Below are 24863 nucleotides of genomic sequence, written 5' to 3' on the forward strand. Positions count from 1 at the left end.
ATAATATAGTATTATAAGAAATTTCAACGTGTGTATCAAAATGATAACATAAAATCACATTGAAAAACTCGGAAATTATTACAATTGAAAGAAAAATGAAAATATTCATATTCATTTTTCCCACAAAACAGCATCCTATTTCAAATTTCATCAAAAAAAAATGATACGATAGAATGAGATTATACATTAAGGGAGAGGGTCAAATGAAACAACCACTCGCACATCGAATGCGCCCTACAAATATTCAAGAAATTATCGGACAACAGCATTTAGTTGGTGAAGGAAAGATTTTATGGCGAATGGTCCAAGCAAATCATTTTCAATCAATGATTTTATATGGTCCTCCAGGCACAGGAAAAACATCAATCGCTAGCGCAATTGCAGGAAGCACCGGAACCCCGTTTCGCCTCTTAAACGCTGTTACTCATAATAAAAAAGATATGGAAGTTGTCGTACAAGAAGCGAAGATGCATCGGCACCTCGTTTTAATTTTGGATGAAGTTCATAGGCTAGATAAAGCGAAGCAAGACTTTCTATTACCCCATTTAGAAAGCGGACTTCTTACTTTAATTGGTGCAACGACCAGCAATCCGTTCCATGCTATTAATTCTGCTATTCGAAGTCGTTGTCAAATCTTCGAATTACACGCATTAACAGAAGATGATATTTTAATTGGCTTAAAACGAGCGCTTGAAGATAAAGAAAAAGGGCTTGGGGAATATGATGTAACTGTTACGGATGAAGCATTACATCACTTTGCAAATGCGTCGGGCGGAGATATGCGCTCAGCTTATAATGCACTTGAACTAGCTGTTTTATCTAGCTTTACAACTGACGACAAAGCCGCGGAAATTACACTTGAAATCGCAGAAGAATGCTTACAGAAAAAGAGTTTCGTTCACGACAAAGGTGGCGATGCTCACTATGACGTTTTATCTGCTTTTCAAAAATCAGTACGCGGAAGTGATGTGAACGCCGCACTTCATTATTTAGCACGCCTTATTGAAGCTGGTGACTTACAAAGCATCGGTAGACGTCTGCTTATTATGGCATATGAAGATATCGGACTTGCTAGCCCACAAGCTGGACAGCGTACACTAGCAGCGATTGAATCAGCGGAACGGGTCGGCTTTCCAGAGGCGCGCATACCACTTGCAAATGCCGTTATCGAGCTTTGCCTATCACCAAAATCCAATTCAGCTTATAAAGCACTTGATGCTGCATTACACGATTTACGTAACGGTCAAACAGGTGACATTCCAAGTCATTTAAAAGATAGTCATTATAAAGGAGCCGAATCGTTAGGAAGAGGCATCGGATACTTATATCCACACGACCATCCAAACGGGTGGGTACAACAACAATACTTACCTGATAAAATTAAAAACAAGCAATATTATAAACCGAAAACGACAGGGAAATTTGAACAAGCACTTTCTACTATTTACGAAAGATTACAAAGTTCGCATAAAATGAAGAATAAAGGGTAATATAAGCGAAAACGTCACCATTACGGAGGCTTCGCTTATGAAAACACGTCAAGATGCATGGACAAAAGAAGACGATCTCCTTTTAGCAGAAACTGTTTTACGACATATTCGCAGCGGAAGTACACAAATAAAAGCATTCGATGAAGTTGGTGATACATTAAACCGAACTTCAGCAGCTTGTGGCTTTAGATGGAATGCTGAAGTAAGACCGTATTATGAAGATGCGGTGCAAATTGCAAAAAAACAACGTAAAGAATTAAAGCGTTCGGAAGCTAAAATAGAAAAAGAGCAGTTCACACAAACTCGGCAGCTCGTAATCGATGCCGAGTTCTCAGAAGATATTGCCCCAAATAAACAAGATCTTACAATGCAAAATGTCATCTCATTTTTGCAAAACTTGGAGCACAATAACCCTTCACTCGCAAAGTTACAAACTGAAAATTACGTATTACAAGATCAGCTCACCTCCCTGCAAAAAACGAATAATGAACTTGAAGCAAAATTAGCTGTTCTCACAAAAAAACAACAAGCAATCGAAGAAGATTATGCAATGCTTGTTAGAATTATGGATCGTGCTCGAAAACTTGTTTCGGTGGAAGAACAAGAAGAGCAAATTGCTCCGATTTTCAAAACCGATCAAAATGGAAATTTAGATATTATATATTCTGCAGAGAATTAAAAAAACAGGGGTGTCACTTTTTTGACTAAGTGACATCCCTGTTTTTTTAATTCTCACAATCCATCGGTAAATGTAATTATATTAACGATTTTTCGGATATTTCTATCATAACTTACAATATATCAACGATTCGAGAAGGAATATCAATTTACCGACAAAGATTGACAATGATAAACATCCCGGAAAAAATTGGATATTATTTACTTGAATGTTACTATAAATATATACGCTTGAAGGGAGATGGTTGCTATTTCATTAATAGTATTCAAAATAACACTCGGTGTTCTCGTCCTAACGTTAGGTCTTTTTACAATTCATAGTTTAAAAAAGACCTCCGCCTATAAGTCGGACAAATACGATTATTCTTTATTAGGATTACTTACATTTGAATTATTAGTATTGCAAGTATCTGCAATACTTTAAAACATAATAGAAAAAGCATATACCCTAGGCGGATATATGCTTTCTTTTTTATTCTTGCCCTACACGCTTCACTTCTACGTTTTTAATACGTTCACGTACAACGTGACTTGCCATAATCAAGCCTGCCACAGATGGTACGAATGCATTTGAAGAAGGTGGTAATTTCGCTTTACGAATTTTTGCATTTTCGTCCGGTACGATTTCTTTACGTACTTCTTCACGAATTACGATTGGGTTTTCGTCAGAGAAGACAACTTTTACACCTTTTTTAATACCATCTTTACGAAGCTTCGTACGAATTACTTTTGCAATTGGATCTGTATGTGTTTTAGAAATGTCCGCAATACGGAAACGAGTTGGGTCCATTTTATTTGCCGCACCCATACATGAGATAATTTTAATTTTACGACGTAAACATTGTTTAATTAAATGAATTTTGAACGTAATCGTATCAGATGCATCCACTACGAAATCTAAACCGTGTTTAAAGAACTCTTCATATGTTTCATCTGTATAAAACATCTCTAGTCCAATTACTTCACACTCTGGATTAATGTCTGCAATACGCTCTTTCATTAATTCTACTTTTGAACGTCCTACAGTAGATACTAACGCGTGAATTTGACGGTTTACGTTTGTAATATCTACAACGTCTTTATCAACTAATACAAGACGTCCTACGCCAGAACGTGCTAGCGCTTCTGCCGAAAATGACCCTACGCCGCCAATTCCTAAAATACCGACTGTACTATTTTTTAATATTTCAAGGCCTTCTTTTCCAAAGGCTAATTCATTACGTGAAAATTGATGTAACATTCAGCTCTACACTCCTATTACAAAAATGGTCTACCATGTATTCTAGCGTTTTTCCGACTATTTGTATAGAAAAAGTTATAGAATTCCTAAAAATACATATTCAAACAAGGAAAACATAATGTAAACCGGACTTTTTTCTTATATATACGTTTAAAAAGGAGGATTCAGAGGGCCGAGCAGATCGAGGCGCTGACGCCAGGAGGAGCGCAGTGTAGCTTTACTACTCGAGCACCGGACTAACATACGTAACGATAAGATGCGACGGTTATCTAAACCGGACTTTTTAAACTTCCTCTTCAATATACGTTTAAAAAGGAGGATTTAGAGAACCGAGCAGATCGAGGCACTTATGCTAGGAGGAGCACAGTGTAGGGATACTACTCGAGCACCGGACTAGCATACGTAACGATGAAATGCGACGGTTATCTAAACCGGACTTTTTAAACAACCTCTATAAAAAAAGCCTAGACGGCTATAGTATAACCATCTAGACTCTATTCTTACTTCTCTTCTTTCACTTTCACGTTCAACTTCAAGTTCAGTTCTTCAAGCTGTGCTTCTGCAACTGGGCTTGGAGCTTCTGTTAATAAGCAGCTTGCGCTTGCTGTTTTCGGGAATGCAATTGTATCACGAAGGTTCGTACGACCTGCAAGTAACATAACAAGACGGTCTAAACCTAATGCGATTCCGCCGTGTGGTGGTGTACCGTATTCGAATGCTTCTAATAAGAATCCGAATTGTTCTTGTGCTTCTTCTTGTGAGAAGCCAAGTGCTTTGAACATTTTTTCTTGTACGTCACGCTCGTAAATACGAAGTGATCCACCACCAAGCTCATAACCGTTTAATACAAGGTCATATGCCTGTGCACGTGCTTTTTCTGGTGCTGTTTCTAATAGTTCAACATCTTCACGGAATGGCATTGTGAATGGATGGTGAGCTGCGAAGTAACGATCTGCATCTTCATCGTACTCAAGAAGTGGCCAATCAGTTATCCATAGGAAGTTAAATTTACTTTCGTCAATTAGCTCAAGTTCTTTACCTAGACGTAAACGAAGTGCACCTAAGCTATCTGCAACAACGCTCTTCTTATCTGCTACGAATAGTAATAAGTCGCCAGCATTAGCTTCTAATGTACTCATTAGCACATTTGCATCTTCTTCACCGAAGAATTTTGCAATCGGTCCTTTTAGGCCATCTTCTTCAACTTTAAGCCAAGCTAGACCTTTTGCACCGTATACTTTTGCGAATTCAGTTAATGCATCGATGTCTTTACGAGAGTATTTGCTCGCTGCACCTTTTGCGTTAATCGCTTTTACTTGTCCGCCGTTTTCTACAGCACTTGTAAATACTTTAAATCCACAACCTACTGCAAATTCAGATAGGTCTTTTAGTTCCATTTCAAAGCGTGTATCCGGCTTATCAGAACCAAAGCGAGCCATTGCATCAGCATATTTCATACGAGGGAATGGTGCACTAACTTCTACACCTTTTGCATCCTTCATGACTTTCGTCATCATACGCTCCATCATTTCTAAAATTTCATCTTGTGTTAAGAATGATGCCTCGATATCAATTTGCGTGAATTCCGGTTGACGGTCCGCACGTAAATCTTCGTCACGGAAACAACGTGCTACTTGATAGTAACGCTCAAATCCACCGACCATAAGAAGCTGTTTAAATAGCTGCGGAGATTGAGGTAATGCATAAAATTCACCATCATGCACACGGCTTGGTACTAAATAGTCGCGAGCTCCTTCTGGCGTGCTCTTCGTTAAAATTGGTGTTTCAACTTCTAAGAACTCTTCTGTATCTAAGAAGTTACGAATTGTTTTCGTTACGTCATGACGCATTTTGAATGTGTTGAACATTGCAGGACGACGTAAGTCTAAGTAACGATATTTTAAACGCACATCTTCTGATGCATCTGTATCATCAGCAATAATGATTGGCGTTGTTTTCGCTGCGTTTAATACATTCACTTTCGATGCTTGTACTTCAATACGACCAGTTGCCATATTATCATTAATTGCGCCTTCACCACGTTCAACAACTGTACCTTCTACGTGTAATACGTATTCGCTACGAATCGTTTCTGCTACTTCTAACGCTTCTTTTGATGTTTCTGGATTAAATACAACTTGTACGATACCTGTACGGTCACGTAAGTCGATAAAGATTAATCCACCTAAATCACGGCGTTTTTGTACCCAACCTTTTAATTGAACTGTTTGTCCAACCGCTTCTACTGTTACTTTTCCGCATGCATGTGTTCTTTCAGCCACTTTAAGTTCCCCCTATATTAATTTCTCTGCTACATATGAAGCAAATACATCTAACGCTACTTCTTCTTGTCCGCCTGTTGCCATATCTTTTAAGTTAATGATGCCTTTATCTAGCTCATCTTCCCCTAATACAGCTACGTATTTCGCATTTAAACGATCTGCAGATTTAAATTGTGCTTTCATTTTGCGATCTAAATAATCTTTTTCAACTGCTAGTCCAGCTTTACGAAGATCAAACGCAATTTTCGCAGCTTGGTCTTTCGCTTTTTCACCAAGTGCTACAACGTAACAATCAATACTATGTTCAATTGGTAACTCAATATTTTCAGCCTTCAGCGCCATAATTAAACGCTCAATACTCATCGCAAAACCGATACCTGGCATTTCCGGTCCACCGATTTCTTGTACAAGTCCGTTATAACGGCCACCGCCACTTAATGTTGTGATAGCACCGAAACCTTCTGCCTCACTCATAATTTCAAAAACAGTGTGTTGGTAGTAGTCTAAACCACGTACTAAATTCGGATCTTTCTCAAATGGAACATCCATCATCGTTAGTAGTTCTTGTACTTTGTCGTAGTATACTGCCGAATCTTCGTTTAAGTATTCTGTAATAGATGGTGCCGTGCTCATTAATTCATGATTACGGTCCTTCTTACAGTCTAAAATACGAAGAGGGTTTTTTTCTAAGCGAGATTGGCAATCAGAACAGAATTCTCCGATGCGCGGCTCAAAGTGAGCAATTAACGCATCACGGTGTGCTTGACGACTCGCTGCATCACCTAAGCTATTTAATACAACTTTAATATTTTTTAGGCCCATACCGCGGTAAAACTCTACAGCAAGTGCAATTACTTCTGCATCAATTGCTGGATCGTTACTACCAATTGCTTCAATACCGAACTGTACGAATTGACGATAGCGACCTGCTTGTGGTCTTTCATAACGGAACATTTGGCCGATATAGTATAATTTTGTTGGTTGTGTTGCATCACCGAACATTTTGTTTTCAACGTAAGAACGTACAACAGGTGCAGTACCTTCTGGACGTAATGTTAAACTACGCTCTCCACGGTCTTGGAATGAATACATTTCTTTTTGTACGATATCTGTCGTATCACCAACACCACGTAAAAATAGCTCTGTGTGCTCAAAAATTGGTGTACGAATTTCTTTATAATTGTAACGACGGCAAATGTCGCGCGCTTGCCCTTCGATATACTGCCATAACTCTACACTACCTGGAAGAATATCTTGCGTTCCGCGTGGGATTTGAATAGACATATTCAGTTCCTCCTCAAATTGTTTTAATCTTAATAAAAATAAAAAAACTCCCGCCTCTACTGTTTGAACAGTAGGGACGAGAGTATTATACCCGTGGTGCCACCCTAATTGAAGCACGTATGCTTCCACTTTTTTAATAACGCTTAAATTTGCGTTCATCTCTACTAAGCGTATAAGCCTTTCAAGTTGAAACCTACAGAGTGTCATTCAATCAGTCATCATGTAGAAATGTTTTCAGCCTAGGACATTTCTTCTCTTTCCATGTGTATCTCATTTACTCTCCTCTATCAACGGCTATATTCATATGTAAATATAAAATTACTATACGTTTGTTGAGTAGGATTGTCAAGTGCTCTAAGAGCGCTCAATTTGCTTCTTTAGGCGCTTTACATCTTGTAGTGAAATTCCAAACTCAGAAGCAAGCTCCATTGAAGTATTGTTTTGTTCTTTTGAAATAAAATCATGTAAATTTACGTTAAACAGTTGATTTGCACCATTTGTAACAGAATGCCCTTTTTCATTCATACGCATACGTATATCCCTCACATTCAATATGGATGTTTTACTTTTTATTGTTCCATATTGATGAGATAGTTATACATAGCCGAAACAGCTATTGATTCCAAATAACTAAACAAAACATACCAAAATGTATGAAAAAAAGAGAGGATCCTATAATCCTCTCTTCCCCGGCAACACTATTTACTTTCTACAATTAAGGTCACCGGACCATCATTGATTAAAGAAACATCCATCATTGCTCCGAACTGCCCTGTCTCCACATGTAGTCCTTGTTTACGAACTTCTTCATTAAAGAAATCATATAAACGCTCTGCATAATCAGGTTTCGCAGCATCCATAAAGTTTGGACGTCTTCCTTTACGGCAATCTCCGTATAATGTAAATTGCGAAATAGATAGAACTTGTCCCTTCACATCAAGTACAGAGTGGTTCATCTTTCCGCTCTCATCTTCAAAAATACGTAGGTTTGCAATTTTTTCTGCGATATAAGTTGCATCTTTTTCTGTATCTTCATGCGTAATGCCAACTAGTAATGTTAAACCGAATGGAATTTGTCCTACAATCTCACCATCTACTGTGACAGACGCTTCCTTTGATCGTTGTAAAACAACTCTCATCTTTTCTACACTCCCTATTAATGCATCATGCGTCGTACGGCATAAATTTCTGGAACACGTTTAATGCGCTCCACTACTTTTTTCAAGTGTTGTAAGTTTCGAATAGAAATCGACATGTTAATCGTTGCCATCTTATTACGATCACTTCTACCAGAAACAGCTGAGATATACGTCTTCGTTTCTGTAACAGCTTGTAATACTTCATTCAATAAACCACGACGATCATAGCCTGAAATTTCAATATCAACATTGTATTCAATTTCTTTTTCAGGACTACCTTCCCAATCTACTTCTAGTAAACGCTCTACCGCTTCTTCTGTATGCACATTGACGCAATCGCAACGGTGAATTGATACGCCTCGACCTTTCGTAATATACCCAACGATATCATCGCCTGGAACTGGGTTACAGCATTTTGATAAACGAATTAACAAATTATCTGCACCACTTACCTTTACACCAGAATCCCATTTTCGAATTTTCATCGGTTTACGAACTTCTTTAACTTCAACGATTTCTTCTTCTTCACGTTGTTTACGGAACTTGTCCGTTAGTCGCGTAACAATTTGTGCAGCTGTAATTCCGTTGTATCCAACTGCTGCAAACATATCTTCTTCATTTGCAAAGTTAAACTTCTCAGCAACACGTTTTAAATTATCAAGTGCTAATACTTCTTTCATTTCATACTCTAAGCCACGCACTTCTTTTTCAACAAGTTCACGGCCTTTTTCAATATTTTCATCTCTACGTTGCTTCTTAAAGAATTGACGTATTTTATTTTTCGCATGAGATGTTTGAGCTAGTTTTACCCAATCTTGACTTGGGCCATACGAATGTTTCGATGTTAAAATTTCAATGATGTCACCAGTTTTCAGCTTATAATCAAGTGTCACCATTTTCCCGTTTACTTTTGCACCAATTGTTTTGTTTCCAATTTCCGAATGGACACGATATGAAAAATCAATTGGGACAGAGCCAAGAGGTAATTCCATTACATCGCCTTTCGGTGTAAAGACAAATACCATATCAGAGAACAAATCAATTTTTAATGATTCCATAAACTCTTCTGCATTAGAAGCTTCATTTTGCCATTCTAATATTTGACGGAACCATGTTAGTTTTTTCTCTAATGTACCCGTTGTTTCTGCTGCTTTACCTTCTTTATACGCCCAATGTGCCGCAATCCCGAATTCTGCAATTTCGTGCATTTCTTTCGTACGAATTTGCACTTCAAGCGGGTCACCTTTCGGCCCAATTACAGTCGTATGAAGAGATTGATATAGATTTGCTTTTGGCATTGCAATATAATCTTTAAAACGACCCGGCATTGGCTTCCAGCACGTATGAATAATTCCAAGCACCGCATAACAATCTTTAATACTATTCACAACGACACGTACAGCTAGTAAATCGTAAATTTCATTGAATTGTTTATTTTGCAATGCCATTTTACGATAAATACTGTAAATATGTTTTGGTCTTCCAGAAATCTCAGGTTGAATTGAAACCTCTTTTAATTTCTCACGAATGCCAGTCATTACTTCATCTAAATATTCTTCACGCTCTGCACGTTTACGCTTCATTAAATTCACAATACGATAATATTGCTGCGGGTTTAAATAGCGAAGTGACGTATCCTCTAGCTCCCATTTAATAGTACTAATTCCGAGTCTATGTGCTAAAGGTGCAAAGATTTCTAATGTTTCATTTGCAATGCGTCGCTGCTTCTCTTGAGGCAAATGTTTCAATGTACGCATATTATGAAGACGATCAGCTAGTTTAATTAAAATAACTCGAATATCTTGAGCCATTGCGATAAACATTTTGCGATGGTTTTCTGCTTGTTGTTGCTCATGAGATTTATATTTAATCTTTCCGAGCTTTGTAACGCCATCGACAAGCATAGCGATTTCTTTATTAAATTCCCGTTCAATATCTTCTAATGTAATTTCTGTATCTTCCACTACATCATGCAAGAAACCTGCCGATACTGTAGCCGGATCCATGTGTAAATCAACTAAAATACCTGCAACTTGAATTGGGTGAATAATATATGGTTCACCCGATTTTCTATATTGTTCGCTATGTGCATCGCGCGCATATTCATAGGCACGTGCCACTAGCTCAATATCTTCATCCGCTAAATATTGACTTGCTTTCTCGAGTACCTGTTCAGCTGTTAGTACCTGCTCATTTGCCATCGAATCACCTTTTATTGAAAATTGACTTTATCTTTATTAAGTGGAATAAATTATATTCTATCATTATAACCCAATGATTGTGAATTGTGAAAAGGAAAAGATTTTACTGACATTTCACCTTATTTTTTTGTGCAATTATACAAAAGTACCCGTTCCTCTCCAAGAGATTCACGGGTACTTTTTATCACCGTAGTTTTACCTATATAGCGATTAGTATTTTTCTAATACTAATACATCGTAACCATCTAACATTTTACGACCATCTAAGTAAGTAAGCTCTACTAAGAATGCAATTCCTGCTACAACTCCGCCAAGTTCTTCAACTAGTTTAATTGTCGCTTCGATTGTTCCACCTGTAGCCAATAGGTCATCTGTAATTAATACACGTTGACCTGGCTTAATTGCATCTTTATGGATTGTTAAAACATCTGTTCCATATTCTTTACCGTAGTCAACTGTAATTACTTCACGTGGTAATTTCCCTAATTTACGAACTGGTGCGAACCCTAATTCTAATGCATAAGAAACTGGGCAACCGATAATAAAACCACGCGCTTCTGGCCCTACTACAACATCAATGTCTCTTTTTTTTGCATAAGCAACGATTTCATCTGTTGCTGCTTTGTATGCTTTTCCGTCGTTCATTAAAGGTGTAATGTCTTTGAACACAATACCTTCTTTCGGATAGTCTGGTACAATTGCGATATGTTGCTTGAAATCCATATTTCTGAATCCTCCTCAGATATAAAAGGTTTGTAAATGCAAATCCTTTACCCTAACTGTTCTACTTATTTATGATTACGAATCGTTTCAAACCATGTATATAGTTGCTGATATGTGCTATAAACCAATTCTTTCTCTAATTGTAAGTGGTTCATTTTCTCACGATATGTGTTCGATTCAATTAAATCACGCTTTTGTTTTTTTTCTGCCATAAAAATGACACCGTCTTTTATTGTAACAAATTCTAACTCAAAAAACACCTGTGTCATGAAATTTACTGTATCTTTTGACCAACCTTTATGACGACACAGTTGTTCCCCATATTGCTTTAAAGAAAATGGTGTTTTTTGGCTTAAGAAAGAATAGTACCATTTAAAGTGTTCCCTCGTTGGGACTGTACTAAATAAATGATTGTTCTCTTGATAGAATAGCGTGTAAATTCGAGATGGAAATCCTACTTTAAATAAATCACGCAATTCATCTGTTCCTTTCGGCAAATCGAGTAACACAATATATTGATCATCTAAATGCGTTACCTCTGATGCATGCACGAGCTGTTCTTTATAACCTTCTAAAGAAAACTTATTCAATACCTCTTCAGAAAAATACACCATGGTTATTTTTTCTTTCGGAAGTTCTGCTAAATTTGCTTCTACATTACGCATACTACGCCAGTCAAATAATTGCCATGCCTCTACAGCAATATCTTGCACCATTAATTGCGGCTTTTTAAAGTTATTCCATTCATTAATGGACGCTTCTCCTACTACAGAAACCTTCGCAACTGGAGAGATTTCTTTCGCATAAGCACCAAATCCAAATCCAATTGTATCCAGTGTTGCTTGTCCATCACGAAGAGCCATTTTTAAATGCGAGCCATCAGATCCAATTGCACGGATACTTTCTAAGTCAGCATCTTTCACCGCAATACGCGGTTTCGGATTTCCTACGCCAAATGGCGCTAACTTTTGCATCTCCTCAATCGCGGCAAGCGTTACATCCTCTACTTTACAAAATGCATCCACTGCTGTAATCGGAATAAAATCTTCTTCTGTTAAAACTGCATCTGCTTGCTCATTTAACCTGCGTCTTAATTCATCCACATCATTCATATTAAGCGTCATTCCCGCCGCCATCGGATGACCTCCGAAATGCGGTAACAATTCACGGCAATCTGAAAGGTTTGCAAACAAATCAAATCCTGCAATACTACGAGCCGATCCCTTTGCTGTTTCTTTATGAGGATCAATGCTTAATACAATCGTCGGACGATAAAAACGTTCAACTAACTTAGAAGCGACAATTCCAATTACCCCTGGATTCCAACCTTCTTTTGCAAGGACTAATACTTTATTTTCTTCCGGCGGGAATTTATTTTCGACTTCAGCGATAGCTTCTTCTGTAATTTGCTTTACAATATCTTTTCGAAGTGTGTTCAGCTCATCAATTTCTTCAGCTAGCTCTTTCGCTTCCTCTGGATCTTCTGATAATAAAAGGTGTACAGCAGGTGTTGCATCTTCCAAACGACCAACTGCATTAATACGAGGTGCGAGTGAGAATCCGATGCTTTCTTCTGTAATTTCGCTTTGCGAAACGTTAGCAACTTTAAATAACGCCTTTAAACCGATATTTCGAGTCATTCGCATATGCTTCAGTCCACGCTGTACTAACAATCTATTTTCACCGTGAAGCGATACTAAATCGGCTACCGTACCGATTACTGCAATTTCTAATAAATGCTCTGGTACACGACCCAAAAGTGCATGTGCAACTTTAAATGCAACACCAACACCCGCTAAATAATGAAACGGATAAACACCGCCTTCTAATTTCGGATGAATAATCGCAAATGCCTCTGGTAACTCTGGTGGCGGCTCATGATGATCTGTAATAATAAGATCTATTCCAAGTTCCTTCGCTACCTTCGCTTCATGTACCGCTGCGATACCAGTATCGACAGTAATAATTAGTGAGAACCCTGCACTGTGCGCCCAACGAAACGCCTCTTCATTTGGCCCATAGCCTTCAGTAAAACGATTTGGAATATAAAACTCTACTTCTGCACCTAATTCTTTGAGAGCAAGATATAACACAGTCGTACTACTTACTCCGTCCGCATCATAATCGCCAAATATTAATATTTGTTCTCCATTTTCAATGGCCTTTTTCACACGTTCTACAGTCCGATCCATTCCTTCAAGTAAAAATGGATCATGAAATTCTTGATCTGCTGTATTTAAAAAGTCTACAATCTTATCTTCTGTATTTAAGCCTCTTCCGAGAAATAATGAAGTCACAAGAGGTGATAGTTGCAATTTATTTGCTAATTCACTCACTAGTTCCTCATTATATTCTTTTTCTTTCCAACGCGTTTTCGGTTGTAACACGAAATCACCCCTTAACCTATCCATTATACAAGACAGATTAAGGGGTGACAATATAATGCAAACTACGATTCGATATCTATATAATTAAATATCCGTTATGTTTAATTTGGAGAATACGGATTAATATGTACAAAAACATTTTGTACGTTATCTTGTTTCATAAGTTTTTCTTTTACATGTTTTCCGATGCGGTGACCTTCTTCTACAGTGATATATGGATCTACAGATACTTTAATATCAACAATAACATAGTGGCCATGTTCTCTTGCATATAAAGAGCCGATTTTTTTCACACCTTCCACTTGAAAAACTGCCTCCCTAAGCGGAACAACATCTTCTTCATGCAGAACATGATCAAGCGTTGCATGAATAGCTTCTGCTCCAATACTCCACGCCATCTTAGCAACGAGAACTGAGACAAATAATCCCGCAATTGGATCGGCATATACAAGCCAATCTATACCTAACTTACCGCCGATAATAGCTGCACAAATGCCGATTAAAGCTGCAATTGAAGAAAACACATCCGAACGATGTTCATATGCATTTGCAATAATTGCATCACTATTTATCCTCTTCCCTAATCGATATTTATACTGAAACATCCCTTCTTTCATTACAATCGAAAGAATAACTGCAAAAATCGTAATTCCTTTTGGTGGTTCTAAATCTTGTGAAAAAGCTTTTATAGACGAAATCGCTATCTCTAGTCCAACAATAAATAATAATACCGCAACAATAATCGCTGAAATCGATTCCGCTTTACCATGACCATACGGATGATCTTCATCAGGCGGTTGCTTTGCTGCTCGTAATCCAAAAAGTACAGCTAACGAGCCAATTACATCTGATCCAGAATGCACCGCATCCGCTAAAAGTGCCTTACTGTTTCCAATATAACCGATTACCGCTTTTACAATCGCTAATATAATATTACCAACGATTCCGACAATAGCACCAAACTCGGCCTGTTTAAAACGTTCATCTTTTTCCATAATTAAAATCCCTTCTTTTCTTAACCTCTCTTTTTATCCCGCTTTAACGAGCAGTAAGACTCCCACTGATTAAAGTTTCACTTTATTGTAACAAAAATAAAGATAACATCACCACTTTCTTCCATTTATCTCCCCTTAAAAAAGGCGCTACTTTATTGTGTCCGCAAACGAAAAAGAGATGCCTCATATAGAGACATCATCTTTTTATATGTTTTATTTTTTATACTTGCGGTTCAGATACTTCTTTCTCAACCTTCTTCTTGTTTTTGCCCTTTTTCAAACGGCGGTTTTCAAGCATTAACCAAATTTGAGAAGCAACGAAAATAGAAGAGTACGTACCTACAACTAATCCAATTAATAATGCAAGCGAGAAGTTACGCAGTGATTCACTACCGAAAATAAGTAGTGCAATTACTGGGAATAACACTGTTAACACTGTATTAATTGAACGACCAATTGTTTGGCGAATACTTGAGTTTACGATTTCTTCTAAATCTTTTATATCGCGAACTCGTTTTTTCTGTTTGTATAACTCACGGTTTCTATCAAACGTAACGATTGAGTCATTGATAGAGTAACCAATAATCGTTAATATCGCAGCGATAAACGTTAAGTCTACCTCTATATGGAAAAGACTAAACATAACAATCATAACGAACGCATCATGTAACAATGCGATTACCGCAGATAATGCATATGTAAAGCGGAAACGAATACTTACGTATAAGATGATAACCAATGAAGCTATCAGAACCGCGATGAATGCATTTCGTGCAATCTCTTTACCGATTGTCGGTGAAACTGTACTTACGTTTGGCTCTGTACCGTATTTATCGTTAAAGAATGTTTTTGTTTTCGCAATTTCATCTTTTGATAGAACACCTAACGTACGAACTGCGAAACCTTTATTATCATTACCAGTCGGTACAATATTTTCTTCTTTCACATCAATCTTCAGTTCGTTGAAGTCTTTATGAACGTCAGACACAGTAAGTGCTTGTTTTGATTGCAAGTCAATACGTGTACCACTTGCAAAGTCAATTCCAAGGTTCATTTTGAAAATCGGTAATATAATTGCCCCAGCAATTACAACTACAATTGAGAATAAGAAAAATTTATGACCGATATTTACGAAATTAATACGATCAAATCTCGTCGGTGGATGTACTGCACCTTTTGTTAATGGAATAATATCCTTTTGCTTAACACCAAAGTAAGATAGTTTCTTATCAAAGTAACGGCTCTTTACAAGTAAACCTAGTAAGAAACGAGTACCGAATACGTTCGTAATGAAACCAACTAAAATACTTACGATTAAACTTGTTGCGAATCCTTTTACAGAGCTATTACCGTAAGCGAATAATACACCAGCTGCTGCAATTGTTGTAATGTTCGCATCTAAAATTGTCGATAATGAACGATGGTTACCAGCACGGAATGCTGACATCATCGACTTACCAATTTTAAGCTCTTCCTTCAATCTCTCGTACGTAATGATATTCGCATCAACTGCGATACCAACCCCGAGCACTAATGCCGCAATACCCGGTAACGTAAGAACTGCATGCATCCAGTTAAAGACAAGTAATGTAACGAAAATGTATAAACCTAACATAATAACCGCTACAAGTCCTGGTAAACGGTAGAATACAAGCATGAATAAGAAGATAATAGCAATGCCGATCGCACTAGCGAAAATCGTTTGCTCTAATGCTTGTTGACCAAATTTCGCTCCAACAGATGTTGAATACATTTCTTTTAAATCAACAGGAAGTGCACCTGCATTTAATAAAGATGAAAGTTCTTTCGCACTTTCAACTGTAAAGTTTCCACCTACGATAGATACTTCAGCTTGGTTAAATACTTGGCTTACTGTTGCTGCTGATAAAAACTTCGGATTCGGTTTTGCAGATTCTGCTTTATATGAATCTTTTCCTTCTTCAAAATCAAGCCAAATTACCATTAAATTCGTTGGTGGTGGCATTTTTGAAATCTTTTCAGTTACTTCACGGAATTTTTCAGCGCTTTTTAGTGTAAGACCTACGCTCGCACGGCCTTGCTCATCAAATGTTTGCTTCGCTCCGCCGCCTTTTAAATCCGTTCCGTCCATAAGAAGGTTATCATCCACATCACGGAATGTTAGTTTCGCTTGTGTTGATAACATTTCACGTGCTTTTTGCTGATCTTGTACACCAGCAAGCTGTACACGAATTCGATCTTCCCCTTCGATTTGAATGTTCGGCTCACTTACACCAAGAACATTGACACGATTTTCAAGAGCACCTACTGTACTTACAAGTGCATCACGATCGATTTTATCACCTTTTTTGGCTGGTTTTACTTCATACAGAATTTCAAAACCACCGCGAAGGTCTAGTCCTAGACTAATTCCTTTTGCTATGTCTTTTCCTGCCGCACCAATTACTCCACCAATTAATAAAACGATGAGGAAAAAGGCGGCAATTCTTGTACCACGCTTTGCCATATGTACCCTCTTTCTGCTACTAACACTTTCAATAAATCTCTTACGATTTATTTTTGCACGTGTGCATACGCCTAGTTAGTAGACTTACTTTCTATAAAATACATGTATTTTCGCTAGTTCATCACTAGCTGTGTCGGTAAGCTTTTCACAATACCTACACTTTCATTATTTATTTTTTCTCTTCACTACCTCCTTTATATATAATCTTAGACATAATTAATTCCTCTTTATCAATACCTATCATTATACTGCAAAAGGAAGAACAAACCAATTACAGTCGGTTATTTATTTTCATATTCATCAAACGACCAAAGTGGTGCTTGATATGCTTCAACAGTTAAATAATTCATATATTCATTAGTACTTACTCTTAATACATCATTTACTAATTCATATAACCTAACATCACTGTCTATCTTTTTCCACTTTTTCGCCTTGAGAAACTTCCAAATATCATTATCTGTCACTCGGTCGTAACCGAACATTTGAAACTCTTCTACTTTACTTTCTAAAACGACTTGTAACTGTCCGCGGTATGATTCTACCAAAGCCTCTTTATCCAACATATATAACATCTCCTTCTTATTTCAGCACGAAAAGTCGCTTTTAATCCCGCTCTAATGGACAGTAATAACTTCTTTCAAGAGTACCATTCACACTTTACTCTCTTAAATGCTTGTCATTCTTGTCTCATACGTGCATATAAATTATTGTAAATCATTCCATTGATTTTGAGAAGGTAGGAGAAGAGTATGACGAGACAAAGCTTTTTAAAAGGTGCATTTATTTTAATGATAGCTGGCTTTATTACAAAAATCCTTGGATTTATTAACCGCATTGTAATGGCACGTATTTTAGGCGAAGAAGGCGTTGGTCTTTATATGATGGCTGTCCCCACCTTCATTTTAGCAATTACACTAACACAAATTGGCCTTCCTGTTGCAATCGCAAAATTTGTAGCAGAAGCGGAAGCGGTGAACGATAAGCAAAGAGTTAAAAAAATATTAACTGTCTCGCTAGCCGTTACATCCGTTATTAGTATCATTTTAACAATTGGGATTATGCTACTCACACCTATTTTAGCAAAAACATTATTAACAGATGAAAGAACTTACTATCCATTAATGGCTATTTTACCTGTCGTTCCAGTTATTGCAGTTTCTTCTGTTTTACGTGGTTATTTCCAAGGGAAACAAAATATGAAGCCGAGCGCTTATGCTCAAGTCATAGAACAAGTTGTCCGCATTACAATTATCGCTGTATGCATTCGGTTATTTTTACCTTACGGCGTAGAATATGCTGCAGCCGGTGCCATGCTATCAGCTGTTCTTGGCGAAGTTGCATCTTTATTATTTTTACTTACTTTATTCCAACGCGAAAAACATTTATCTATACGTTCTGGATTTTTCACTACTGTAAAGGAGAGCAAAAATACATTTTATTCCCTTATGGACATTGCATTACCAACTACAGGAAGCCGTTTAATTGGTTCCGTTTCTTATTTCTTTGAACCTATCGTCGTTATGCAAAGCTTAGCGATCGCCGGCGTTGCTGCTTCTGTCGCCACTCAGCAATACGGTATATTAAACGGATATGCGTTCCCGCTTCTATCACTGCCAGCCTTTATTACATATGCTCTTTCTACAGCACTCGTCCCATCAATTAGCGAGGCAATGGCAAAGAGACAACACAAATTAGTGGAACACCGATTACAACAAGCGCTTCGAATTTCCTTAATAACCGGCGGATGGTCAGTCGTTATATTATATGTATTTGCTTCTCCAGTTTTAACTCTCATGTACGGATCAGACAACGCGGCCGCGTTCATCCAGCTTCTTGCACCTTGCTTTTTATTTCATTATTTCCAAAGTCCCCTTACATCTGTGTTGCAAGCTTTAAACTTAGCACGCGCTGCTATGATGAACACCTTTATTGGCGCTATCGTAAAATTAATCGTTATTTTTGCACTCGCTTCACGCCCAGAGTTCCAAATGATGGGGGTTGCCCTCGCCATCGCAGCAAATATAGTAACCGTAACATTCCTTCACTACGCCACTGTTTTAAAGAAAATTGCATTTACCATTTACGCAAAAGACTATATTTTCGGCGGAATTGCTATCGGGATTGCTGGTACCTTCGGTTTTTATCTTCATAAGCATATCGTTTTTTCTCATTCACTTGGCGTACAAACATTATGGGAAATCACCTTAACAACAATCGTTTATATCGTGCTCCTCTTCGTTTTCAAACTCATTCGAAAAGAAGAATTAAGTCGTCTCCCTATCATTCGGAAACTTTCATTTTTGAAGTAAGCGGGCTTGCCATTCAAAATGGTAAGCCTCTAATTTTCTTTCAAATCAACAAAAAATTGTCCATTTTGAAAACTACAATATACAATCTGTTTCACATCTTTATAACCTAAGTTATTCAATTTCTCAACGAGCCACTCATTTGTATGCTCAATCATTTGCAAATGATTGTATTGAATTTCTCCATCAATAATTAGTGGGAGTGTAAAAATTGGTGTATCATTTTTGCTCTTTTTACTTTTTTGTTTTTGAAAGACAGATAACTTTCCAGATGGTTCTAAAATAGCGTATTCTACATCACGCACATCACCGATTCCTTGCTCACGTAATTGCATCAATAAATCATCTATGTTATATCGCTGCTTCCGCATCTTTTTTTCATCAATTTTACCTGCATTCACAAGAATCGCAGGCTCCCCTTCTATTAAATGCCGAAAACGCTGGAACTTTAAAGAAATGACCGACAAAATGATTTGTATACACATTAGAAAAGTCATTGGAACTAATTGATGCCAAAGTGATTTATCTGTATTTTCAATTGCCACTACAGCCATTTCACCGAGCATAATGAATACAACCAAATCTAATACACTTAATTCTCCAATTTCACGTTTACCCATAAGACGAAAAATAATTAAAATGATTATATACAAAAGCATTGTTCGTCCGATTATTGATACCCATTCCATTTCTACACCCCCCTTTTTTACTTATAGGCTCCCCTACAAAAAAGAAACTAGTCTAACTTAAACAAAATGAAAATATGCTTGTATTAAAAAGGGGGAATGCATAATGGATGGAACAAAAAAATTATCGAGCGCAATCGGCTTCGGTATTATTACCCTATTAATCCTCGCATCTATTACAAGTATGATCATGGCTCTTTTATTAAAATTTACGAATATTAATGAAGGGACATTAGTAATTACTATTTTTATACTAGCCCTTCTATCTATGCTTATGTCTGGATTTATTGCTGGTAAAAAGGCACAAGGAAAAGGTTGGTTAGTAGGTTTCACTACAGGGCTCACATTCACTCTTCTCGTCTTTCTCGTTAACTATTTAGGCTTCTCTCAAACTTTATCGAACTCACAGTTACTCTACCAATTAGCATTAATGGGTGCGAGTACACTCGGAGGCATTTTCGGTGTAAATATGTCAAAACAAAATAAGTAAAAAAAGGCCCTGCACATTTCATGCAGGGCCTTCATCATTAGTTTTTCACAACTTCACGAATCGCATTGCGATCGAAAGTTAAGTGTGAACCACCAGATTTAACAACGATTTTCGTTTCGTCTACTGATTCGATTGTACCGTGTAAACCACCGATTGTTACGATAGCATCACCTTTTTTGATTTCATTTTGCATTTGAGCAACTGCTTTTTGACGCTTTTGTTGCGGGCGAATTAATAAGAAATAGAAAATCGCAAACATCGCAACAATCATAACGATATTCATCATACCTGCATTCATCTTGTGTTCCTCCTTTTAAATTATGTATTAGAAGTTTTTAGCATTCGGTTTATTAAAGCCATACTGTTCAAAGAACTCTTCGCGGAAATCGCCAAGACGGTCTTCACGAATAGCTTGTCTCACCTGCTCCATTAAGTTTAACAGAAAATGAAGGTTGTGATAAGACGTTAAACGAATTCCGAATGTTTCATCGCATTTCATTAAGTGGCGAATGTACGCACGTGAATAGTTTTTACATGTGTAGCAATCACAGTTCGGATCAAGCGGCCCGAAGTCTCTAGCGAATTTCGCGTTTTTCACAACTAGACGGCCTTCACTTGTCATACATGTACCATTTCGAGCGATACGAGTTGGAAGTACACAGTCAAACATATCAACACCGCGAATCGCACCATCAATTAACGAGTCGGGAGAACCTACACCCATTAAGTAACGTGGTTTATCATCAGGAAGAAGTGGTGTTGTAAACTCAAGAACACGATTCATAATATCCTTCGGTTCACCAACAGATAGACCGCCTATAGCATAGCCAGGGAAGTCCATTGAAACAAGATCTTTCGCACTTTGGCGACGAAGTTCTTCAAACTCTCCGCCCTGCACTATACCGAATAAACCTTGATCTTGTGGACGCTCATGCGCCTTTAGACAACGCTCTGCCCAGCGGCTTGTACGCTCTACAGACTTCTTCATGTATTCAAAAGTAGCAGGGAACGGTGGACACTCATCAAATGCCATCATGATATCTGAACCTAATGCATTTTGGATTTCCATTGCTTTTTCTGGAGATAAGAATAATTTATCGCCATTTAAGTGATTGCGGAAATGAACACCTTCCTCTTCAATACGTCGGAAATCACTTAAGCTAAATACTTGGAATCCACCTGAATCCGTTAAGATTGCACGATCCCAGTTCATAAACTTATGCAAGCCACCTGCTTCACGAATAATTTCGTGGCCTGGACGTAGCCATAAATGATACGTATTGCTTAAAATAATGCCAGAATCCATTGCTTTTAATTCTTCTGGTGACATCGTTTTAACTGTTGCAAGTGTACCAACTGGCATAAATGTTGGTGTATCAAATGAACCGTGTGGCGTATGTACTCGGCCTAAACGCGCACCCGTTTGTTTACAAGTTTTAATAAATTCATAACGAATTGCTGTCATAATTTACTCCTTTTATTTGTTTCTCATTTTAGCGTGAGATGCAACGAACATCGCATCACCGAAGCTAAAGAAACGATATTTTTCTTTTACTGCTTCATTATAAGCATGAAGTACATTATCTCTATTTGAAAATGCACTTACAAGCATAATTAATGTTGATTTCGGCAAATGGAAGTTTGTAATTAAACCATCAATTGCTTTAAATTCGTATCCTGGGTACATAAAAATATCTGTCCAGCCAGAAGCGGCGCAAAGCTTACCACTATGATCTGTCGCAATCGTCTCTAACGTACGAGTTGATGTCGTACCTACTGTAATAATACGTCCGCCGTTCTCTTTCACGCGGTTTAATAACGCAGCTGTCTCTTCAGACATATGGTAATACTCTGCGTGCATATGATGCTCTTCAATCGTATCTGCAGAAACTGGTCTAAATGTTCCAAGTCCTACATGGAGTGTAATGAACGCTAACCCCACGCCTTTTTGCTTCAATTTCTCGAGTAAATCTTCTGTAAAGTGAAGTCCAGCCGTCGGTGCTGCTGCTGAACCGATTTCCTTCGCATATACCGTTTGATAACGATCGCGATCTTCTAGCGTCTCTTTAATATATGGAGGAAGTGGCATTTCTCCAAGCTCGTCTAAAATTTCATAAAAGATGCCGTCATATGAAAACTCAAGTTGACGCCCACCTTGATCTGCTGTTCCAATGCAAGTTGCTTTTAACTTTCCTTCACCAAAAGAGATAACAGTTCCTTCTTTTACACGCTTCGCTGGCTTTATAAGCGTTTCCCACTTATCGCCTTCTTCTTGTTTCAAAAGAAGTACTTCAATGTGTGCACCTGTATCTTCTTTCACACCGTGCAAGCGAGCAGGCATAACTTTCGTTTCATTTAAAACTAAGCAATCCCCCTCATGTAAGTAAGAAAGAATGTCCGTAAAATGTTTGTGCTCAATATCTCCTGTTTCACGGTCTAACATCATCAATCTTGATGTTTCACGCTCTTCAAGCGGAATTTGTGCAATGAGCTCTTCTGGTAAATGAAAATCAAACAAATTAATATCCATAACTGTATCCACCTATTTCTTATTTGAATCGATTTATTATATACATAATAAAAGATAATACAATACTTAACACAATACATGTAATGATAGGAAAATAAAAGGTAACGTTACCTTTTTTCACAAAAATATCGCCTGGAAGCCTTCCTATGAACTTCCAAGCTAATCCAGCAACAATGAGCAAAATACCAGCTGTAATAAGCAGCTTTGGCATCTCCGTCATACTTTTGGCATCTCCATTCCGAAATGCTCGTATGCGAGCGGCGTTACGATCCGGCCTCTTGGCGTTCTTTGTAAAAAGCCAATTTGTAATAAATACGGCTCATACACATCTTCAATCGTATGCGATTCTTCCCCTATCGTTGCTGAAACAGTTTCTAATCCAACTGGACCACCGCGGAACTTTTCAATAATACCAAGCAGTAATTTATGATCGATATGATCAAGTCCTAATTTATCTACTTGTAATAGTTCTAACGCCATTTGTGTAATTTCCATCGCAATGGTTCCGTCACTGCGAACTTGTGCGAAGTCACGTACACGTCGTAATAGACGATTCGCAATACGAGGTGTACCACGGGCACGCCTTGCAATTTCTAATGCAGCTAACGAATCTATTTCAACTTCAAACACTTCTGCTGTACGTTCTACAATCGCAGAAAGCTGATCTACTGTATAGTACTCTAATCGTGAAAGTACACCAAAACGGTCACGAAGTGGTGCTGATAATGCACCTGCACGCGTCGTTGCCCCAACTAGCGTAAATGGAGGTAAGTCTAGACGTACAGAACGAGCTGACGGTCCTTTCCCAATAACGATATCAAGGCAAAAGTCTTCCATCGCTGGGTATAACACTTCTTCAATAGATCTATGCAAACGATGAATTTCATCAATAAATAATACATCCCCAGGCTGAAGTGCTGTTAATACAGCCGCTAAATCTCCTGGTCTTTCAATTGCAGGACCTGACGTTGTTCGAATGTTAACACCCATTTCATTGGCGATAATATTCGCAAGCGTCGTTTTACCAAGTCCAGGTGGTCCATATAAAAGTACGTGATCTAACGTTTCTTCACGCATTTTCGCCGCTTCAATAAAAACTTCTAAATTATGTTTCGCTTTATCTTGGCCAATATACTGACGGAGCGTCTGTGGCCGTAATGAATACTCTAAATCCGCATCTTCGTATCCAGATTCCCCTGAAAGGAGACGTTCGTCCATTATACTCACCTCTTACCATTTAGTAAAAGACTAAGTGCCTTTTTAATATATTGATCCGTTGTAAGTGATTCTTTTAATAATTCTGGTACAACGCGAGAAACTTCTCTCTCCGCGTAACCAAGTGCTCTTAGTGCTTCAAGTGCCTCATCAAGCTCAGTTGATGAACCTTTCTTCTGATCAAAACTTTCGGCATCCGAGAACAGGTCAACAAACGCATCTGGCACGACATCTGCTAGTTTTCCTTTTAAATCTAAAATCATTTGGCGCGCTGTTTTCTTTCCGACACCTGGGAATTTCACTAAAAACTTCTCATCTTCATGTTCAATCGCTTGCACGACCTGTCCTGTTTGACCAGAAGCTAAAATTGCAAGAGCACCTTTTGGTCCAATCCCCGATACACCTAACAATTTTGTAAATAATAAACGCTCTTCACGTGTTTTAAATCCGTAAAGTGCCATAATATCTTCTCTCACATAATGATATGTATAGACACGAATTTCTTGCTTACTTCTTTGAAATACATACGGATTTGGTGTGAAAATTTGATAACCAATTCCATTATGATCAATTACGACATATTCCGGTCCTACATACTCCACGTAACCTGTAACATATTCAAACAAAATACGATCTCTCCCTCTCAAATCATGTATTCCATTTTAACATATTTAACAATAGAAAAGCGAGACTGCCCCAACAAATGTTCTCTATTTGAAACTTCTGTTA

Annotated in this window: 22 protein-coding genes and 1 other annotated feature; of the genes, 4 read left to right on the plus strand and 18 right to left on the minus strand. The window is 37.8% G+C overall.

Annotation, left to right across the window (positions count from 1 at the left end; genetic code table 11):
• The first annotated feature begins 203 nt into the window (after positions 1-203).
• Entirely contained in the window at positions 204-1490 is a 1287-nt protein-coding gene (locus V7038_RS18910) for a replication-associated recombination protein A (RefSeq protein ID WP_335471329.1), read from the plus strand.
• A 37-nt stretch (positions 1491-1527) separates the two neighbouring features.
• The gene (locus V7038_RS18915; protein ID WP_335471331.1) at positions 1528-2169 is read left to right on the plus strand and encodes an RsfA family transcriptional regulator; all 642 of its coding nucleotides are present in this window, start codon (positions 1528-1530) and stop codon (positions 2167-2169) included.
• A gap of 471 nt (positions 2170-2640) precedes the next feature.
• On the opposite strand, the gene V7038_RS18920 is transcribed toward V7038_RS18915, so the two are convergent.
• The 11 genes from V7038_RS18920 to V7038_RS18970 all read right to left on the minus strand — a co-directional run bounded on the left by V7038_RS18920 (position 2641) and on the right by V7038_RS18970 (position 17470).
• Entirely contained in the window at positions 2641-3408 is a 768-nt protein-coding gene (locus V7038_RS18920; protein ID WP_000903181.1) for a tRNA threonylcarbamoyladenosine dehydratase, read from the minus strand.
• 500 nt (positions 3409-3908) lie between these two features.
• Positions 3909-5690: an aspartate--tRNA ligase gene (gene aspS / locus V7038_RS18925; protein WP_335471333.1), complete on the minus strand. Its 1782-nt coding sequence runs from the start codon at positions 5688-5690 to the stop codon at positions 3909-3911.
• A gap of 12 nt (positions 5691-5702) precedes the next feature.
• The gene (hisS, locus tag V7038_RS18930) at positions 5703-6974 is read right to left on the minus strand and encodes a histidine--tRNA ligase (protein WP_002145627.1); all 1272 of its coding nucleotides are present in this window, start codon (positions 6972-6974) and stop codon (positions 5703-5705) included.
• Between the two features lie 69 nt (positions 6975-7043).
• Positions 7044-7274: a binding site (T-box leader), on the minus strand.
• Positions 7275-7328: 54 nt separating this feature from the next.
• A complete protein-coding gene (locus tag V7038_RS18935; RefSeq protein WP_002015300.1) occupies positions 7329-7505 on the minus strand; it encodes a hypothetical protein in 177 nt (58 codons plus the stop codon).
• Positions 7506-7672: 167 nt separating this feature from the next.
• Positions 7673-8113 carry a D-tyrosyl-tRNA(Tyr) deacylase gene (locus tag V7038_RS18940; RefSeq protein WP_199659384.1) on the minus strand — a complete coding sequence of 147 codons (441 nt, stop codon included), beginning with the start codon at positions 8111-8113 and terminating at the stop codon, positions 7673-7675.
• 17 nt (positions 8114-8130) lie between these two features.
• Entirely contained in the window at positions 8131-10314 is a 2184-nt protein-coding gene (gene relA / locus V7038_RS18945; RefSeq protein ID WP_002111995.1) for a GTP diphosphokinase, read from the minus strand.
• A 210-nt stretch (positions 10315-10524) separates the two neighbouring features.
• Positions 10525-11037, minus strand: a complete 513-nt coding sequence (locus V7038_RS18950; RefSeq protein ID WP_002111996.1) for an adenine phosphoribosyltransferase — start codon at positions 11035-11037, stop codon at positions 10525-10527.
• 65 nt (positions 11038-11102) lie between these two features.
• On the minus strand, positions 11103-13424 hold the full coding sequence (recJ, locus tag V7038_RS18955; protein WP_002199283.1) for a single-stranded-DNA-specific exonuclease RecJ: 2322 nt from the start codon (positions 13422-13424) through the stop codon (positions 11103-11105).
• Positions 13425-13525: 101 nt separating this feature from the next.
• Positions 13526-14419: a cation diffusion facilitator family transporter gene (locus V7038_RS18960; RefSeq protein WP_335471338.1), complete on the minus strand. Its 894-nt coding sequence runs from the start codon at positions 14417-14419 to the stop codon at positions 13526-13528.
• Positions 14420-14639: 220 nt separating this feature from the next.
• Positions 14640-16904: a protein translocase subunit SecDF gene (gene secDF / locus V7038_RS18965; protein WP_199659382.1), complete on the minus strand. Its 2265-nt coding sequence runs from the start codon at positions 16902-16904 to the stop codon at positions 14640-14642.
• A 281-nt stretch (positions 16905-17185) separates the two neighbouring features.
• Complete coding sequence (locus V7038_RS18970) at positions 17186-17470, minus strand: post-transcriptional regulator (protein WP_002112000.1); 285 nt, start codon at positions 17468-17470, stop codon at positions 17186-17188.
• Between the two features lie 186 nt (positions 17471-17656).
• Here V7038_RS18970 and spoVB point away from each other — a divergent pair, with 186 nt between their 5' ends.
• Positions 17657-19216 carry a stage V sporulation protein B gene (gene spoVB, locus V7038_RS18975; protein WP_199659381.1) on the plus strand — a complete coding sequence of 520 codons (1560 nt, stop codon included), beginning with the start codon at positions 17657-17659 and terminating at the stop codon, positions 19214-19216.
• Positions 19217-19245: 29 nt separating this feature from the next.
• Here spoVB and V7038_RS18980 read toward each other — a convergent pair whose 3' ends face one another.
• Positions 19246-19902, minus strand: coding sequence for a DUF421 domain-containing protein (locus tag V7038_RS18980; protein WP_199659380.1), 657 nt, complete (start codon positions 19900-19902; stop codon positions 19246-19248).
• Between the two features lie 103 nt (positions 19903-20005).
• Here V7038_RS18980 and V7038_RS18985 point away from each other — a divergent pair, with 103 nt between their 5' ends.
• Positions 20006-20389, plus strand: coding sequence for a TIGR04086 family membrane protein (locus tag V7038_RS18985; RefSeq protein ID WP_105584397.1), 384 nt, complete (start codon positions 20006-20008; stop codon positions 20387-20389).
• Between the two features lie 37 nt (positions 20390-20426).
• Here V7038_RS18985 and yajC read toward each other — a convergent pair whose 3' ends face one another.
• The 6 genes from yajC to ruvA are packed head-to-tail and all read right to left on the minus strand — an operon-like array spanning position 20427 to position 24760.
• Complete coding sequence (gene yajC, locus V7038_RS18990) at positions 20427-20687, minus strand: preprotein translocase subunit YajC (RefSeq protein WP_002112007.1); 261 nt, start codon at positions 20685-20687, stop codon at positions 20427-20429.
• A gap of 27 nt (positions 20688-20714) precedes the next feature.
• Positions 20715-21854 (minus strand): tRNA guanosine(34) transglycosylase Tgt, encoded by a 1140-nt coding sequence (gene tgt, locus V7038_RS18995; RefSeq protein ID WP_002015319.1) that lies wholly within the window; start codon positions 21852-21854, stop codon positions 20715-20717.
• Positions 21855-21866: 12 nt separating this feature from the next.
• Positions 21867-22919, minus strand: coding sequence for a tRNA preQ1(34) S-adenosylmethionine ribosyltransferase-isomerase QueA (gene queA / locus V7038_RS19000; protein ID WP_002199279.1), 1053 nt, complete (start codon positions 22917-22919; stop codon positions 21867-21869).
• A 19-nt stretch (positions 22920-22938) separates the two neighbouring features.
• Positions 22939-23139: a DUF2905 domain-containing protein gene (locus V7038_RS19005; RefSeq protein ID WP_002112011.1), complete on the minus strand. Its 201-nt coding sequence runs from the start codon at positions 23137-23139 to the stop codon at positions 22939-22941.
• Positions 23136-24137: a Holliday junction branch migration DNA helicase RuvB gene (gene ruvB / locus V7038_RS19010; protein ID WP_000344470.1), complete on the minus strand. Its 1002-nt coding sequence runs from the start codon at positions 24135-24137 to the stop codon at positions 23136-23138. Before ruvB ends, V7038_RS19005 begins: the two co-directional genes overlap by 4 nt.
• 5 nt (positions 24138-24142) lie before the next feature.
• Positions 24143-24760 carry a Holliday junction DNA helicase RuvA gene (gene ruvA, locus V7038_RS19015; RefSeq protein WP_002112013.1) on the minus strand — a complete coding sequence of 206 codons (618 nt, stop codon included), beginning with the start codon at positions 24758-24760 and terminating at the stop codon, positions 24143-24145.
• Positions 24761-24863: the final 103 nt, after the last annotated feature.

Source organism: Bacillus sp. JJ783, assembly GCF_036963225.1.
In the GTDB taxonomy this organism is placed as follows: domain Bacteria; phylum Bacillota; class Bacilli; order Bacillales; family Bacillaceae_G; genus Bacillus_A; species Bacillus_A cereus_U.